The 13179-nt window shown below is 63.3% G+C and carries 14 protein-coding genes; 6 read left to right on the top strand and 8 right to left on the bottom strand.

Going from position 1 to position 13179, the window contains the following annotated elements; all coding sequences use genetic code 11:
- Positions 1 to 14: 14 nt before the first annotated feature.
- Positions 15 to 455: a thioesterase family protein gene (locus ACF8MI_RS08455; protein ID WP_060501251.1), complete on the top strand. Its 441-nt coding sequence runs from the start codon at positions 15 to 17 to the stop codon at positions 453 to 455.
- 55 nt (positions 456 to 510) lie between these two features.
- Here the strand turns inward: ACF8MI_RS08455 and ACF8MI_RS08450 are convergent, their stop codons facing one another.
- The 3 genes from ACF8MI_RS08450 to fdhD all read right to left on the bottom strand — a co-directional run bounded on the left by ACF8MI_RS08450 (position 511) and on the right by fdhD (position 4368).
- A complete protein-coding gene (locus tag ACF8MI_RS08450; RefSeq protein WP_060501250.1) occupies positions 511 to 990 on the bottom strand; it encodes a glycine zipper domain-containing protein in 480 nt (159 codons plus the stop codon).
- A 196-nt stretch (positions 991 to 1186) separates the two neighbouring features.
- Positions 1187 to 3532: an FdhF/YdeP family oxidoreductase gene (locus ACF8MI_RS08445; protein WP_200928948.1), complete on the bottom strand. Its 2346-nt coding sequence runs from the start codon at positions 3530 to 3532 to the stop codon at positions 1187 to 1189.
- Between the two features lie 5 nt (positions 3533 to 3537).
- On the bottom strand, positions 3538 to 4368 hold the full coding sequence (gene fdhD / locus ACF8MI_RS08440; protein ID WP_156867780.1) for a formate dehydrogenase accessory sulfurtransferase FdhD: 831 nt from the start codon (positions 4366 to 4368) through the stop codon (positions 3538 to 3540).
- Positions 4369 to 4545: 177 nt separating this feature from the next.
- On the opposite strand from fdhD, the gene lysM reads away from it, so the two are divergent.
- On the top strand, positions 4546 to 4986 hold the full coding sequence (gene lysM, locus ACF8MI_RS08435) for a peptidoglycan-binding protein LysM (RefSeq protein ID WP_060501244.1): 441 nt from the start codon (positions 4546 to 4548) through the stop codon (positions 4984 to 4986).
- Between the two features lie 50 nt (positions 4987 to 5036).
- On the opposite strand, the gene yrfG is transcribed toward lysM, so the two are convergent.
- Complete coding sequence (gene yrfG, locus ACF8MI_RS08430; protein WP_200928949.1) at positions 5037 to 5699, bottom strand: GMP/IMP nucleotidase; 663 nt, start codon at positions 5697 to 5699, stop codon at positions 5037 to 5039.
- 64 nt (positions 5700 to 5763) lie between these two features.
- Here yrfG and nudE point away from each other — a divergent pair, with 64 nt between their 5' ends.
- Both nudE and cysQ read left to right on the top strand, forming a co-directional pair.
- Positions 5764 to 6330 (top strand): ADP compounds hydrolase NudE, encoded by a 567-nt coding sequence (gene nudE / locus ACF8MI_RS08425; protein WP_060501240.1) that lies wholly within the window; start codon positions 5764 to 5766, stop codon positions 6328 to 6330.
- A complete protein-coding gene (gene cysQ, locus ACF8MI_RS08420) occupies positions 6327 to 7154 on the top strand; it encodes a 3'(2'),5'-bisphosphate nucleotidase CysQ (RefSeq protein WP_104833622.1) in 828 nt (275 codons plus the stop codon). Before nudE ends, cysQ begins: the two co-directional genes overlap by 4 nt.
- On the opposite strand, the gene ACF8MI_RS08415 is transcribed toward cysQ, so the two are convergent.
- The 4 genes from ACF8MI_RS08415 to rfbC are packed head-to-tail and all read right to left on the bottom strand — an operon-like array spanning position 7143 to position 11403.
- A complete protein-coding gene (locus ACF8MI_RS08415; RefSeq protein WP_060501235.1) occupies positions 7143 to 7598 on the bottom strand; it encodes a YiiD C-terminal domain-containing protein in 456 nt (151 codons plus the stop codon). The genes cysQ and ACF8MI_RS08415 overlap by 12 nt on opposite strands.
- Positions 7598 to 9004, bottom strand: a complete 1407-nt coding sequence (locus tag ACF8MI_RS08410; protein ID WP_200928950.1) for a sigma-54 dependent transcriptional regulator — start codon at positions 9002 to 9004, stop codon at positions 7598 to 7600. Before ACF8MI_RS08410 ends, ACF8MI_RS08415 begins: the two co-directional genes overlap by 1 nt.
- Positions 9001 to 10815 (bottom strand): ATP-binding protein, encoded by a 1815-nt coding sequence (locus tag ACF8MI_RS08405; protein WP_060501232.1) that lies wholly within the window; start codon positions 10813 to 10815, stop codon positions 9001 to 9003. Before ACF8MI_RS08405 ends, ACF8MI_RS08410 begins: the two co-directional genes overlap by 4 nt.
- A gap of 42 nt (positions 10816 to 10857) precedes the next feature.
- Positions 10858 to 11403 carry a dTDP-4-dehydrorhamnose 3,5-epimerase gene (gene rfbC / locus ACF8MI_RS08400; protein ID WP_060501231.1) on the bottom strand — a complete coding sequence of 182 codons (546 nt, stop codon included), beginning with the start codon at positions 11401 to 11403 and terminating at the stop codon, positions 10858 to 10860.
- A gap of 278 nt (positions 11404 to 11681) precedes the next feature.
- Between rfbC and aguA the strand changes: the two genes are divergently transcribed.
- Entirely contained in the window at positions 11682 to 12788 is a 1107-nt protein-coding gene (gene aguA, locus ACF8MI_RS08395; RefSeq protein WP_060501229.1) for an agmatine deiminase, read from the top strand.
- A gap of 183 nt (positions 12789 to 12971) precedes the next feature.
- Positions 12972 to 13169: a hypothetical protein gene (locus ACF8MI_RS08390; RefSeq protein WP_060501227.1), complete on the top strand. Its 198-nt coding sequence runs from the start codon at positions 12972 to 12974 to the stop codon at positions 13167 to 13169.
- The last annotated feature ends 10 nt before the right edge of the window (positions 13170 to 13179 follow it).

The following is a 13179-nucleotide window of genomic DNA, read 5'->3' as shown; positions in this document are numbered from 1 at the left end:
CAAGAGCCAGACAGATGACCGAATCCCCTCAGCGCACTGCCTTCTCTCACTTCCACCCCATCCTTACCCGCCCTCAGGACAACGACCTGAACGGCCATATCGCTGGCGCCACCGTGCACGGTTTCTTCGAGACGGCCATTCAAGCGTTTCTTGTAGAGCAGGCCGAGCTGGACCTGCGTGACGGTGAACTGGCGGCCTTCGTGGTCAGTTCGGCGGCGGACTTCTACGCGCTGCCGGGCTTCCCGGATGTGCTGGAGGTGGGCTTGGGTGTAACGCGCCTGGCGGGCAGTACGGTGGAGTACCGTCTGGCGCTGTTCCGCCCGGGCGAACCAGAGGCGTGCGCGGCAGGCACGGTGGTGCAGGTGTTCATCGAACGGGCCAGTGGCCGGCCTGTGACGCTGCCAGAGGCGCTGCAGGTGATCCTGTCCGGCCTGGTGCTGGAACCACAGGCATAAAAAAGCCCCGCTGGCAGGGACGGGGCTTTTGTTGCCGGGGCGAGGCCCTCAGGCATTAGTCGCGCCAGTGGCGCTTGTGCTTGCGGTGGCCGTAGTGGTGGCCACGGTCGTAGTGACGACGGTCGTCATAGTCGCGACGGTAGCGGCGGTTCTCGTGGCGCTCGTCTTCGTCGGCCTTGTTGCCCATGTAGTTACCCAGTGCGCCACCGGCACCACCGCCGGCTGCCGCGCCAATGTAGCTACCGGTGGTGCCGCCCACCGAGCGACCGACCACGTTACCGCCTGCGGCGCCCAGTGCGCCGCCGATAGCGGCCTCACCGCGCTGGCGCTTGTCGGCGCCCAAGGCACCGCCGGCTGCGCCGCCAAGACCGGCACCAATGGCGCCACCGGTGCTACCACCGATGGAGTTGCCCACCACTGAGCCCAGTACCCCACCCAATGCGCCGCCAATGCCGGCCTCGGTGGTGCCGCCTGCCATGGCCACGCCGCTGAGCAAGCTAAAAGACAACAACAGAATCGAGGAGTACTTCTTCATCAAGAGAGCTTCATAAGGATGACGAGGCGAATTTGAGGCTAAGCGGCGTGGCTGGCAAACGAAATCCGACGAGTAACACGAGTTGTACACAATTCTCTAAGTTACTGTATTTGCTGTGAAACTTTATCGATTTATGGCTGTCTGAGACCTTTATGACAAAGCCCTGAACCGTTACGGAACAGGGCTTTTTTCGTTTTTACAGGATACGCCTGTCGTCCTGCGCCCGCTCCAGTTTGATGGCGATGAACTTCGAGGTTGGCGTATGGCTGCCATCGCCAATGCTCTCCAGCGGCACCAGCGGGTTCACCTCGGGGTAGTACGCCGCCGCCTGCCCGGCCGGGATGTCGAAGGCCAGCAGCGTGAAGCCCTGCACCCGGCGCACATGCTCATCCCCCCACAACGAGACGATGTCCACTTTCTGCCCCGGCTGGAAGCCCAGGCGGATGATGTCGGCTTCGTTGGCGAACAGCGCCTCGCGCTGGCCGCGCACACCACGATAGCGGTCGTCCAGGCCGTAGATGGTGGTGTTGTACTGATCGTGCGAACGCATCGACTGCATGATCAGATCTGGCAGTTGGCCGCTGGCGCGCACGCGTTCGTCGAGCAACGTATCTGGCAACAGGTTGGCCTTGAAGTTGGCGCGGCCGGTACCGGTCTTCCATTCGCGGCTGGCGGCGCTGTTACCCAGGTAGAAGCCGCCGGGGTGTTGCAGGCGCTGGTTGAAATGACTGAAGCCCGCGATGGTATCGCCGATCAGGTCGCGAATACGGTCGTAGTCGGCCACCAGCCAGTGCCAGTCCACCGGTTGCTTGCCCAGGGTGGCGGCGGCAATGCCGGCTACCACTGCCGGTTCCGAGCGCATGTGCGTCGACAGGGGTTTCAGTTGGCCGTTGGAGGCATGGACCATGCTGAACGAGTCTTCCACCGTTACCGCCTGCGGCCCGTCGGCTTGCAGGTCGATGTCGGTGCGGCCCAGGCACGGCAGGATCAGCGCCTGCTTGCCATGCACCAGGTGGCTGCGGTTGAGCTTGGTGCTGATGTGCACGGTCAGTTCGCAGTTGCGCAGCGCCTGGGCGGTACGTTCGGTATCCGGCGTGGCCTGGGCGAAGTTGCCGCCCAGGCCGATGAAGACCTTGGATCGGCCCTCCAGCATGGCGTGGATCGCTTCGACGGTGTTGTTGCCGTTGTGCCGCGGTACGGGGAAGCCGAAGCGTTTTTCGATGGCATCCAGCAGCGCGACCGGTGGGCGTTCGTTGATGCCCATGGTGCGGTCACCCTGCACGTTGCTGTGCCCGCGTACCGGACACAAGCCTGCGCCTGGTACGCCAATGTTGCCGCGCAGCATCTGCAGGTTGACGATTTCCTGGATGGTCGGCACCGAGTGGCGGTGCTGGGTGATGCCCATCGCCCAGCACATGATCACCCGTTTGCCACGGCAGTACATGCGCGCGGCCAGTTCGATATCCGCCAGTGTCAGGCCGGATTGTGCCTGGATGTGTTCCCAGGGTGTGGCATCCACCACTGCCAGGTACTCGTCGACGCCGTGGCCATGTTCGGCGATAAAGGCATGGTCGAACACGGCCGGCTCGCCTTTGGCCTGGGCCTCGCGTTCCCACTGCAGGACGAACTTGGCCATGCCACGCAGCATCGCCATGTCGCCGCCCAGCGCCGGGCGGAAGAAAGCGGTGTTGGTCGGCCGGTCGCTGTTGGTGAGCATCTCCAGCGGGTTTTGCGGGTGCTGGAAGCGCTCCAGGCCACGTTCCTTGAGCGGGTTGATGCACACCACCTGGGCGCCACGTTTCACCGCATCGCGCAGCGGGTCGAGCATGCGTGGGTGGTTGGTGCCCGGGTTCTGGCCCCAGACGAAAATCGCATCGGCATGCTCGAAGTCGTCAAAGGTGACGGTGCCCTTGCCGACCCCGATGCTCTGCCCCAGGGCAACGCCACTGGCTTCGTGGCACATGTTCGAGCAGTCGGGGAAGTTGTTGGTGCCGTAAGCACGGACGAAAAGCTGGTACAGGTAGGCCGCTTCGTTGCTGGCGCGCCCCGAGGTATAGAACTCGGCCTGGTCAGGGTTGGCCAGTTTGTTCAGCTCGCGGGCGATCAGGGCGAAGGCAGCATCCCAGCTGATGGGTTGGTAGCGATCGCTGGGGGCGTCGTAGACCATTGGCTCGGTCAACCGGCCTTGGTACTCCAGCCAGTAGTCGCTCTGCTGCAGCAGCGAGGTGACGCTGTAACGGGCAAAGAAGGCGGCATCCACGCGGCGCTTGGTCGCCTCCCAGTTCACCGCCTTGGCGCCGTTCTCGCAGAACTTGACCATGCCGCTTTCCGGCGAGTCGCCCCAGGCGCAGCCCGGGCAGTCGAAGCCGCCGTTCTGGTTGGTCTTGAGCAGGGCGCGAATGTTCTTCAGCGCGTTGTCGCTGCCGACCCAGGCCTTGGCCACGCTGCGCAATGCGCCCCAGCCACCGGCGGGGCCGGGGTAGGGCTTGTAGCGAGGGGGGGAGGCTGGGGCGTTTTCCGGAAGGTGCTGGTACGAGGTCACGGCTGTTACGACTCCGCCGCTGGGCTGTAGACCCGCGGTGCGCTGTGCTTGGGCAAATGGATGAGGTTGAGGTTGTGCTTGCGCGCCCACTGCAGGGCAAGGCCGGTGGGCGCCGACAGGCTGACCAGGGTCTGGATGCCTGCACGCAGCACCTTCTGGATCAGCTCCAGGCTGCAGCGGCTGGTGACGATGGCCAGGCCGCCCTGGCTGTCGATGCCTTGGCGCAGCAGTGCGCCGATCAGCTTGTCGAGGGCGTTGTGCCGGCCGATGTCCTCGCGGCCGAGCAGCAATTCGCCATGACGGTCCATGAACAGCGCAGCATGTACGGCGCCGCAATGCTGGCCCAGCGGCTGGAAGGCATCGATGCGCTCGCGCAGGCCGACCAGCCACTGGGCCGGGGGCAAGGGTGCACCGGGCAGTACGGCCAGGTCCGGCAGGGCCTGCTCCAGTGCTTCGACCCCGCAGAGGCCACAACCACTGGTGCCGGCCAGTTGGCGGCGCTGGTTTTTCAGGTTCCAGAAGGCGCGGCTGGATATTTCCAAGTCGGCGTACATGGCCGAGCCGCTGCCGGAGAGCTTGAGGTCGTAGATTTCGGCCGTGCCTTCGACAATGCCGCTACCTAAACTGAAGCCTACGGCGAAGTCTTCCAGGTCGGTGGGGCTGACCAGCATCACTGCCTGGTTGAGGCCGTTGTAGACGATGGCCAGGGCTACTTCTTCGGCCAGCGGCGTGCTGTCACGTTTAGCGTCGTTGAGCTGAACGTAATCATAGGTGTTGCTGGCGGCGGGCATGGACAAGGGCGATGAGGCCGTGCAGACCGGAGGTTTGCTGTTCATCGGAGGCGTTGAATACCGGCGGCTTTCTGATAGCACAAGCCTAGGCTTGCGGGCCGGCGGCGTCTAATCGCTAGGGTCTATGCCGTGATAGACCGCGTCGATTGGTCGCACAGGGGCGGGAGTGGAAAAGCTGGCCTAGACTCGTGTGTCCGAGGTTTCGTCAACAAGGAGAACGCAATGAGCCTGTTCAGTTTCGTGAAGGAAGCCGGCGAGAAGTTGATCGACCTGCTGACCCCCGGTAACGCCAATGCCGAAGAGCAGTTGAAGAAACACGTGGAAAGTGTCGGCCTGGGTAACCCGAACATCAGTGCCACGGTAGAGGGTGACAAGATTATTCTCAAGGGTGAGGTGGCCAGCCAGGAGGAGAAGGAGAAGATCATTCTCGCCGCCGGCAACATCAATGGCGTGGCCAGCGTGGATGACCAGATCACCGTGACCGGGCCGGTGGTTGCGGCGGCCAGGTTTGTTACGGTGAAGAAGGGCGACACGCTGTCGGCCATTTCTGTGGTGGTGTACGGTAATGCCAACCAGTACAACAAGATCTTCGAGGCCAACAAGCCGATGCTGTCGCACCCGGACAAGATCTATCCGGGGCAGGTGCTGCGTATTCCTGACTGATCTTCACAGCCTGTGAGGGCCTCTTCGCGGGCTTGCCCGCGAAGAGGCCCTCACAGGCCGACCAACAATTCCCGGTAATCCTCGACCGCGGCAAACTCCTCGGTATCCCGCGGCTCTGCCTTGCTGTCCGGTTGGCGAACCGCCAACAAATGCCCCACACCAAACCGCCGCGCACTGCGCAAAATCGCCAACGTGTCATCGATAAACAGGCTGCGCTCCGGATCAAAACCGATATCCGCCTGCAACGCATTCCAGAACTGTGGGCTTTCCTTCGGGTAGCCATAATCGTGTGAGCTGATCAGCCGCTCGAAATACGGCGCCAGCTCCACCCGCTCCAGCTTCAGCGACAGCGAGTCGCGGTGCGCATTGGTAATCATCACCACCCGCTTGCCGGCTTGGCGAATCGCCGCCAGGAAAGTATCGGCATCCGGCCGCAGGGCAATCAGGTCGGCGATTTCCTGCTTCAGCTCGCGAATCGGCAGGCGCAACTCGCGGCTCCAGAAGTCCAGGCAATACCAGTTCAGCGTGCCGGCATTGCGTTCGAACAGCGGCTGCAGCTCCATTTCCGCCATGGTCCGGCTTACCCCGTGCAGCTCGGCATAGCGTTGGGGCAGATGCTCCAGCCAGAAGCGGTTGTCGTAGTGCAGGTCGAGCAGGGTGCCGTCCATGTCCAGCAGGACGGTATCGATGGCAGACCAGGGAAGAACAGGCATGGGAAACTCTCGTTCAGTCGGCAAGCCACGGTATAGTAACCCGTTCACGCCAAGGAGCCGCCCCATGCGCCAGAAACCCACCGTCCTCAGCCGCGAAATCGTCGCCAGCAGCCGCCTGTTTCGCGTCGAAGCCGTGCAATTGCGCTTCAGCAATGGCAACGAACGTACCTACGAGCGTTTGGTGGGTCGGGGTAACGGCTATGGTGCGGTGATGATCGTGGCCATGCTCGACGCCGAGCACGCTGTGCTGGTGGAGGAATACTGCGGTGGCACCGATGAGTACGAGCTGTCGTTGCCCAAAGGCCTGATCGAACCGGGCGAAGACGTGCTGGCGGCCGCCGACCGGGAGCTCAAGGAAGAAGCCGGTTTTGGCGCGCGTCAGCTGGAGCACCTGACCGAGCTGTCGCTGTCGCCGGGCTACATGAGCCAGAAGATCCAGGTGGTGTTGGCCAGCGACCTGTACGAAGAACGCCTGGAAGGCGACGAGCCGGAGCCGATGCGGGTCGACAAGGTCAACCTGCGTGAGCTGTCGGCATTGGCCATGCACCCGCAGTTCACCGAAGGACGCGCCTTGGCGGCGCTGTACCTGGCGCGTGACCTGCTGATCCAGCGGGGGCTGCTGGAGCTATGAACGACCTGCAACTGATGCATGAAGTGGTCAAGCTGGCGCTGACGGCGGGCGAGGCGATCCTGCCGTTCTGGCGTGCCGATGTGGCGGTTACCAACAAGGCTGATGACTCGCCGGTAACCGCCGCCGATCTGGCAGCGCACCGGGTAATTGCCGATGGCCTGTTGGCGCTGGCCCCGCACATTCCGGTGTTGTCCGAAGAAGACTGCAATATTCCGCTGGCCGAGCGCCAGGGCTGGAGCCGCTGGTGGCTGGTCGACCCGCTGGATGGCACCAAGGAATTCATTGCGGGCAGTGAGGAATTTACGGTCAACATCGCCCTGGTTGAAAACGGCGAGGTGGTGTTTGGCGTGGTGTCGATGCCGACCAATGGGCGCTGCTACTTTGGTGGGCGCGGGTTTGGGGCTTGGCGTGCGGAGGCCGGTGAGGCAGCACAGCCGATCCAGGTGCGTAACGCACCCGCTGTGGGCGAGCGTTTCACCGTGGTTGCCAGCCGTCGGCACTCCAGCCCGGAGCAGGAGGCGCTGTTGGCCGGGCTGGGGGCTGCGGTGGGCGAGCTGGAGCTGACCAATATTGGCAGTTCGCTGAAGTTTTGCCTGTTGGCTGAGGGTAGTGCCGATTGTTATCCACGCCTGGCGCCGACTTCGCAGTGGGATACTGCTGCGGCACAAGGCGTGCTGGAAGGGGCCGGGGGCGATGTGATTGGCCTTGACGGTAAGCCGTTTCGCTACCCGGCGCGTGAGTCCCTGCTCAACCCCTTCTTCCTGGCCTTGCCTAGCGCTGCCAGCTGGCGCCAGGCGCTGATTCAGCTTGCCTCAGCGATGTAACACGTACTGCCCGTTGAACCTGACTGCGGGCTCGTCACTCCCGACATTGCTCACCGTGGTCTCCAGCGTCAACCGCGCCCGCCCGCGACGCTGGTACATATTCACGAACCGCTCCCAGGTTTTCTCATCCGGCGCCGCGCAGCGCGCTACCGCTGCACCGGTAACCGGCAGCGGGTAACTGATCTGCCCCTCCTGGATCACGATATGCCCGTCATCGATCCCCAGCTCACGCAGACGTAGGTGCAGCCAGCCCCAACCCACCAGCACTGCTGCGCAGTACAAACTGCCGCCGAACATGGTGCTCTTGTGGTTGACGTTGGCCGCCAGTGGCAATTGCAGGCGCAGGGTGTGCTGCTGCCAGTCGAGTACTTCAAGCCCCATTTCGCGGGTCAGGGGGATGTCGCTGTGCAGGACGGATTGCAGGTATTGGCTATCGGTGTTCATCAACGGTTGTCCTCATGGTCGTCATGCCCGCCGCTGCCGCCGTCAAAGCTCAAGCCGTGCTTGCGCAGCTTGTCGTGCAGGGTCTTGCGGGGGATGCCCAGCGCCTCGGCCAGGCTGCGCATGGAGCTGTGTGGCTGGGCCAGTTCGGCAGCGATCAGCGAGCGTTCGAACTGCTCGACCTGCTCGCTCAGGTTGCCAATCAGCACGGGCGCTGCAGGTACCGCTGCCGGTGGCGCCTGACCGTCCAGGGCCAGTTCCAGGCCAAGGGCGAAGCGTTCGGCCGCGTTCTGCAGCTCGCGTACATTGCCTGGCCAGTCGTGGCGCAGCAGCACGGCGCGCTGGGCCGGTTGCAGGGTGTGCGGTGGCAGGCCATGACGCTGGCTGGCAGCGTCGGCGAAGTGCTGGAACAGCACCAGAATGTCGTCGCCGCGTTCGCGCAACGGTGGAATACGCAGCGGTGCCACGTTCAGGCGGTAGTACAGGTCAGCGCGGAAGCGGCCTTGGTCGGCAGACTGGCGCAGGTCTTCCTTGGTCGCGGCGATGATGCGGATGTCCAGCGGGATCAACTGGTTGCCGCCCAGGCGTTCGACTACCCGCTCTTGCAGCATGCGCAGCAGCTTTACCTGCACATCCAGGCTCATGCTCTCGATTTCGTCGAGGAACAGCGTGCCGCCGTTGGCAAACTCGAACTTGCCGATGCGGCGCTTCTGCGCGCCGGTGAACGCACCGGGCTCATGGCCGAACAGTTCGCTCTCGACCACCGACTCGGCCAGCGCGCCGGCATTGATTGCCACGAACGGCCCCTCGCGGCGGCTGGACAGATCGTGCAGGGCGCGGGCCACTACCTCCTTGCCGGCGCCGGTTTCACCCAGAATCAGCACATCGGCGCGGGTACCGGCCAAGGCGCCGATCTGTTCACGCAGGCGCAGCATGGACGGTGAATGGCCTACCAGTCGGGTGGCCAGTTGCTGGCGGTCGCTCAGCGCCAGGCGCAGGCTGCGGTTGTCCAGCACCAGGCGGCGCAGGGCCAGGGCGCGGCGCACGCTGTCGAGCAGGGCATCTGTGGCAAAGGGTTTTTCCAGAAAGTCATAAGCCCCGGCTCGCATTGCCTGCACCGCCAGCGGCACATCGCCGTGGCCGGTAATCAGCAGCACCGGTAGCTCACTGTCGCGGCCATGCAATTGCTCCAGCAGTTGCAAGCCATCGATGCCGGGCATGCGAATGTCGCTGACCACCACGCCGGGCCAATCGGCCTCGATACGGTCGGCCAGGCCTTGGGCATTGGCCAGGGCGACCACCTTGAGGCCGGCCAGGTCCAGGGTCTGGCTCAGTGCCTGGCGCAGGTGCGGGTCATCGTCGACCAGGATGACCTGGGCTCGGCTGTCGATCAGTGTCTCGGTGGTCATGCCGAGGGGTCCTCCGAATTAGGCAAAGTAGCGCCAGGTGCGGCCACGCGCAGCTGCAAGGTCAGCAGCGCGCCCCCTTCCGGGTGGTTGGCCAGCAGCAGTTCACCGCCCAGTGCACGCATCAGGCTTTCGCAGATGGCCAGACCCAGGCCCAGGCCCTGGGTGCGGGTCTTGGTGGTGAAGAATGGCTCCTTGGCGTGCTCCAGGGCCTGGCGGCTGAAGCCGGGGCCGTTGTCGCGGATGTACAGGTAGACGCAGTCATCACGTTGCTCGGCACTTAGCCACAAGCGGCGCGGGTTGGCTTTTTCGGTCAGGGCGTCGAGGGCGTTGGCCAGCAGGTTGCCCAATACCTGGCGCAGCCGGGTCTCGCCGGCTTGTACCCACAAGGTGGCCTCGGGCAGGTCGCGGATCAGCTCCACGGCCATGGCCCGGCGGCGCTTGGCCAGCAGCGCCAGGGCATCGTCCAGGGCCGGTTGCAGGGCTACGCTCTCCGGGGCGTGCCGGTCGCGGCGGGCGAAGGCGCGCAGGTGGGCAATGATCGAGGCCATACGCCCGGTCAGTTCGCCAATCAGCTTGAGGTTGCCGCGGGCGTCTTCGGTGCGTTGGTGGTCGAGCAGGATCTCGGCGTTTTCCGCGTAACTGCGGATGGCCGCCAGTGGCTGGTTCAGCTCATGGCTGATGCTGGCCGACATGGTGCCGAGAACCGACAGCTTGCCGGCCTGCACCAGTTCGTCCTGGGCACGTACCGCTTCCTGCTGAGCGTTCTCGCGCTCCAGCACGGCGCTTTTGAGGCGGGAGTTGAGGCCTTCGAGGTCGGCCGTACGTTCGGCCACACGCTTTTCCAGCTGCTGGCGGCCACGGGCCTCGAAGTCGATACGGTCGATGTAGTGGCGGCGCCGCTGCATCACCAGCCCGGCCAACAGCATCACCACCAGCAGGGTGCCTGCGCCGATGGCCATTACCGTCTGTACCGAACGGTCGACCAGTAGGCGAGGGGCGAGAATGCTCACTTGCCAACCGGTTTCCTTGATATCGCGGGTCTGGGTGATCCAGGCATCCGGGTTGAGCATCAGGGGTTGCGGTGCCTGGGTTGGGTAGGGCTGGATGGCGATGATGGCCTGGCGTTCGGCTTCGGTCAGCACACGGGTAGCGCGGAAGCGCCAGTCAGGCCGCGAGGTGAGGATGACCACGCCATTGTGGTCGGTCAGCAACAGCTGCTCGGGGGTACGGCCCCAGAGGGTCTCGGTGTGGTCGAGGTCAACCTTCACCACCAGCACGCCAACGACACGCTCACGGTCGCGCACGGCGGCGGCAAAGAAGTAGCCGCGCTTGGCCGAGGTGGTGCCCTGGCCGAAAAAGCGGCCCAGGTGGCCGGCCATGGCTTCGTTGAAGTAGGGGCGGAAGGCGAAATTGCGGCCGACGAAGCTGTCGTGCTTGTCCCAGTTGGACGCGGCCAGGGTGTTGCCGCTGATGTCCATCAGGTACATCACCTCGGCGCCTGTCTGCTGCACGATGTCTTTTAGCAGGCGGTTGGCGTTGGTTACTGCTTCCAGGCGGAACGGGTCGGCCAGTACACCCCGCAGCGCCGGCAGGTCGCCAAGGATTTGTGGCAGGGTTTCATAACGGTGCAGGGTGCCGAGCAGGTTGGCGACGTACAGGTCGAGGGTCTGGCGGTTCTGCGAGGCCAGTTCATCCTGGTAGTAACGCTCGGCCAGGTGGTGCAGAGGCCACAGGAGCGGGGCCAGGCAAAGGGCCAACAGGGCCAGGCTGCGCCAGCGGGGACGGCGTGGGGGCGTGGGTTTTGCAATCATCACGTAAATGCGCCAGAAAAGTCTGGCGCAATTATGCGCTAGTTAAGGCAGCAGTTCCGACTCTGAGAGTGGCAGCCCTAGCTTGTCCTTGTCTGATAGCACCGGGGGTTGCTGCAGCCCCCAGTTGATTGCCAGTTGGGGGTCGTCCCAGCGGATGCAGCGGTCGGCGTCCGGGTTGTAGTAGTCGGTGGTCTTGTAGAGAAACTCGGCCGACTCGCTCATGACTGCAAAGCCATGGGCGAAGCCAGGTGGAATCCACAGTTGACGGTGATTGTCGGCCGACAGATGCACGGCGACCCATTGGCCGAACGTTGGCGAGCTTTTGCGTACGTCCACGGCGATATCGCGGATTTCCCCCTGCACCACGCGCACCAGTTTGCCTTGGGTGTTTTTCACCTGGTAATGCAGCCCGCGCAGTACACCCTTGATGGAGCGTGAGTGGTTGTCCTGGACGAATTCGGCATTCACGCCGGTTTGCCGTGCGAACTCACGCGCGTTGAATGCTTCGAAGAAAAAACCACGGCTGTCACCGAAAACCTTCGGCTCGATAATCAGTACTTCAGGTATTGCAGTAGGAATGATGTTCATAGTGGCTCGCTGGCCCGTTGCCCAAGTATTGACCCTAGTCGGCCCCGCTGGAATTTTCCGCAGGGAGCTGTAACAGGATGCATAAGGTGTGGCTATGGTAGACGTCAGACTGTTATCGGCACCAGACAAGGGCAGATTAGGCTCGATTGTTATCGGTACAAGTTTGTCGTTTTAGCGGAAAAGTCCCGACTGACGGGCTTTAAATGTCGATATATATCGGTTATAAATTCACAAACGCCCCAGCACAGTCCGGCTCAGGGCCATCACAGAGGTCACCCATGAAAACCCTCAACACCACGCCCCGTGCCGATGGTTTCCACATGCCCGCCGAGTGGGCCCCGCAAACCCAGGTGTGGATGGTCTGGCCGGAGCGCCCCGACAACTGGCGCCTGGGCGGTAAGCCTGCCCAGGCAGCCCACGTCACCTTGGCCAAGGCCATTGCCCGCTTCGAGCCTGTGACCGTCGCAGCCTCTGCCGGCCAGTACGAAAATGCCCGCCGCCAGCTCGACCAGCCGAACATTCGCGTAGTCGAAATCAGCAACGATGACGCCTGGGTGCGTGATACCGGCCCGACCTTCGTCATCAACGACCAGGGTGAAGTGCGTGGTGTGGACTGGGGCTTCAATGCCTGGGGCGGCTTCGATGGCGGCCTGTATGCACCCTGGAACCGCGACGAGGAACTGGCCGCCAAAGTGCTGGAAATGGAGCGCTGCCAGCGCTACCACACCGAAGGCTTCGTGCTTGAGGGCGGCTCGATTCACGTGGACGGTGAAGGCACCGTGATCACCACCGAGGAATGCCTGCTCAACCGTAACCGCAACCCGCACCTGAACCGCGAGCAGATCGAAGCGGTGTTGCGCGACCAGCTGGCGGTCGACACTGTGGTGTGGCTGCCGGATGGCCTCTACAACGACGAAACCGACGGCCACGTCGACAACTTCTGCTGTTACGTGCGCCCAGGCGAAGTGTTACTGGCCTGGACCGATGATTCCAACGACCCCAATTATGTGCGCTGCCACGCTGCCATGGAGGTGTTGAAGAACACCCGCGACGCCAAGGGCCGTGAGTTCATCGTGCATAAAATGCCGATTCCGGGCCCGCTGTTCGCCACGGCTGAAGAGTGTGCCGGTGTCGATCATGTGGCCGGTAGCCAGGAGCGTGACCCGTCGGTGCGCCTGGCCGGTTCGTACGTGAACTTCCTGATCGTCAACGGCGGCATCATTGCGCCAAGCTTCGATGACCCGGCAGATGCCGAAGCCAGAGCGATCCTGGCGAAGATCTTCCCCGACCACGAGGTGGTGATGATCCCTGGCCGTGAACTGTTGCTGGGCGGTGGCAACATTCACTGCCTGACCCAGCAGCAGCCGGCGCCGGTCAAGCGCTGAGCGCGTGGTGAATGAAGAGGCCCGTCATGTGACGGGCCTTTTTTTTCGGGCGATGGCCGGAGGCCTGGGTGGCATACGTTTTGTATTGTTTTTCAGATAGATAGCTCGGCCAGGCCGCGCTCTCGGATCTGTAACAATACCTACGTAAATTTGCCGCTCACGGGCCAGGGAGTACGTGTAGAAATGAACGCAGCAAGTGAGTCGGCATTGCGCCCATCGGCAGTGAATCACCAATCGCTCAAGCTGGTTGCGAAGTGGTTGAAGCACCATGGAAGCAACAAGGTCAGGACGACCGACCCACAGCGGCTGCTTGCAGGGCGCTACCCCCAGGGGCTGATCAGCGATGCAGAGATGCAGGCGTTGATGGGGGTGTGGCACTGATCGAATCGAT

Origin of the sequence: Pseudomonas sp. yb_9 (assembly GCF_043103635.1) — a bacterium.
Classification (GTDB): Bacteria; Pseudomonadota; Gammaproteobacteria; order Pseudomonadales; family Pseudomonadaceae; genus Aquipseudomonas; species Aquipseudomonas monteilii.
The sequence above is the reverse complement of the archived record's forward strand: the minus strand, read 5'-3'. Positions and strand labels throughout refer to the sequence as shown.

What these genes read in the sequence shown, in the direction of transcription:
- ACF8MI_RS08455 (WP_060501251.1), top strand. Translation starts at nt 15, where the DNA reads ATGACCGAATCCCCTCAGCGCACTGCCTTCTCTCACTTCCACCCCATC.
- ACF8MI_RS08450 (WP_060501250.1), bottom strand. Translation starts at nt 990, where the DNA reads ATGAAGAAGTACTCCTCGATTCTGTTGTTGTCTTTTAGCTTGCTCAGC.
- fdhD (WP_156867780.1), bottom strand. Translation starts at nt 4,368, where the DNA reads ATGAACAGCAAACCTCCGGTCTGCACGGCCTCATCGCCCTTGTCCATG.
- lysM (WP_060501244.1), top strand. Translation starts at nt 4,546, where the DNA reads ATGAGCCTGTTCAGTTTCGTGAAGGAAGCCGGCGAGAAGTTGATCGAC.
- yrfG (WP_200928949.1), bottom strand. Translation starts at nt 5,699, where the DNA reads ATGCCTGTTCTTCCCTGGTCTGCCATCGATACCGTCCTGCTGGACATG.
- nudE (WP_060501240.1), top strand. Translation starts at nt 5,764, where the DNA reads ATGCGCCAGAAACCCACCGTCCTCAGCCGCGAAATCGTCGCCAGCAGC.
- cysQ (WP_104833622.1), top strand. Translation starts at nt 6,327, where the DNA reads ATGAACGACCTGCAACTGATGCATGAAGTGGTCAAGCTGGCGCTGACG.
- ACF8MI_RS08415 (WP_060501235.1), bottom strand. Translation starts at nt 7,598, where the DNA reads ATGAACACCGATAGCCAATACCTGCAATCCGTCCTGCACAGCGACATC.
- ACF8MI_RS08410 (WP_200928950.1), bottom strand. Translation starts at nt 9,004, where the DNA reads ATGACCACCGAGACACTGATCGACAGCCGAGCCCAGGTCATCCTGGTC.
- ACF8MI_RS08405 (WP_060501232.1), bottom strand. Translation starts at nt 10,815, where the DNA reads ATGATTGCAAAACCCACGCCCCCACGCCGTCCCCGCTGGCGCAGCCTG.
- rfbC (WP_060501231.1), bottom strand. Translation starts at nt 11,403, where the DNA reads ATGAACATCATTCCTACTGCAATACCTGAAGTACTGATTATCGAGCCG.
- aguA (WP_060501229.1), top strand. Translation starts at nt 11,682, where the DNA reads ATGAAAACCCTCAACACCACGCCCCGTGCCGATGGTTTCCACATGCCC.
- ACF8MI_RS08390 (WP_060501227.1), top strand. Translation starts at nt 12,972, where the DNA reads ATGAACGCAGCAAGTGAGTCGGCATTGCGCCCATCGGCAGTGAATCAC.